The following is a 1601-nucleotide window of genomic DNA, read 5'->3' as shown; positions in this document are numbered from 1 at the left end:
CACCGGGGCCGGGAGGTCGAGGCGTCGGCCGCTTGCCTCAGCGCCCTGACGAACGTGCGCAGGGCGGGCTGGGGCGGTGCCGTCGCGCGTACGGCCGCGTGGATGGAGCGTCGGGGTTCCGGGCCGGTGAACCGGCGTACGACGACGTCCGGGTGCGTGCTGCCCAGGCCCAGCCGGGGGATGAGGCCCACGCCGAGACCCGCGGCGACGAAGCCCTGCGCGGTCGCGTAGTCCTCGCTCTCCACCACGAACCGGGGCCTGAAGCCGGCCGCGGCGCACGCCTCCAGCTGGGCGTCCAGACAGGGCCCCGGCCATTCGCTGCCGATCCACGGTTCGTCGGCGAGGTCGGCCAGCGCGAGGCCGGACCGCTCGGCGAGGGGGTGCCCGGCGGGCAGTACGGCGAGGTAGGAGTCGTCGAGCAGGTGCAGCAGCCGTACGCCGTCGGGGTCGGCGCCGCGCGGCCGTACGACGAGCGCGAGGTCGGCCCGCCCCTCCCTGACCGCCGGGAGCGGGTCATCGGGGTCGATGAGCTTCAGCTCGATCCGGACGCCGGGGTGCTCGTCGCGCAGCCGGGCGACGGCCGGGGCCACCAGGGAGGCGCCGGCGGTGGCGAAGTACCGCACGGCCAGCCGCCCCGTGCGCCCCGCCCGCAGATCGGCCAGCGCGGCCTCCGCCTCCGCGACCTGCCGCCCGATCGCACCCGCGTACTCGGTGAGCAGCAGCCCGGCCTCCGTGGGCCGCACCCCGCGCCCGACCCGCTCCAGCAGCGCGATCCCGGCCTCCTTCTCCAGCGCGCCGATCTGCTGGCTGATCGCCGACGGGGTGTAGCCGAGGGCGCTCGCGGCGGCCGTCACCGAGCCACTGGTCACCACGGCCCTGAGCACCTGCATCCGCCGCACATCCATCATGCAGCTCAGCTTAAAGGTCCATGTACCATTCTTCGCTTGTCCTTACGTGTCCTCTGTCGGACCGTGAAGCACATGCCTCTCGCGTCCACGCTCCGTATGGCCCTCCTCGCCCTCCTCTGGGGCTCGGGCTTCCTCTGGATCAAGCTCGCTCTCCACCACGGCCTCTCCCCGCTCCAGATCACGGTCGCGCGCTGCGCGCTGGGCGCGGCCGTCCTGCTGGTGCTCGCCCTGGCCGCCCGCCAGCGCCTGCCGCGCGACCGGCGGACCTGGACCCATCTCCTGGTCGCCGCCTTCTTCTGCAACGCCCTGCCCTTCGCGCTCTTCGCCATCGGCGAGCAGACCGTCGACTCGGGCACGGCGGGCGTCCTCAACGCGACGACCCCGCTGTGGGCCCTGCTCCTCGGTCTCGCCCTCGGAACGGACCGTCCCCTCTCCCCCGCCCGCCTCACCGGTCTCCTCCTCGGCTTCACGGGAATCCTGCTGATCTTCGCGCCCTGGCAGCGGGCGGGACTGATGACCGGCGGCTCGCTCGCGCTCCTCGGCGCGGCCGTCAGCTACGCGGTGGCCTTCGCGTACATGGGCCGCCACCTCACCGGCCGCGACGCCCCGCTCGCCGTCTCCGCCGCACAGCTGCTGGCGGCGACGGGGTGGGCCGCGACCGGATTGGCGACGACGGGGTGGGCGACGACCGGG

Annotated in this window: 2 protein-coding genes; one reads left to right on the top strand and one right to left on the bottom strand. The window is 74.5% G+C overall.

Annotation, left to right across the window (positions count from 1 at the left end; all coding sequences use genetic code 11):
• Positions 1-908: LysR family transcriptional regulator (locus P1P70_RS44360; protein ID WP_319248129.1), on the bottom strand; the 908-nt coding region annotated here is incomplete at its 3' end.
• Positions 909-980: 72 nt separating this feature from the next.
• On the opposite strand from P1P70_RS44360, the gene P1P70_RS44355 reads away from it, so the two are divergent.
• The coding region (locus tag P1P70_RS44355; protein WP_319248127.1) for a DMT family transporter at positions 981-1601 on the top strand (621 nt) is incomplete at its 3' end.

Origin of the sequence: Streptomyces sp. MB09-02B, from assembly GCF_033794485.1 — a bacterium.
Taxonomy (GTDB): Bacteria; Actinomycetota; Actinomycetes; order Streptomycetales; family Streptomycetaceae; genus Streptomyces.
Note: the sequence above shows the minus strand (reverse complement) of the source record. Positions and strands in the feature narration are given on the sequence as shown.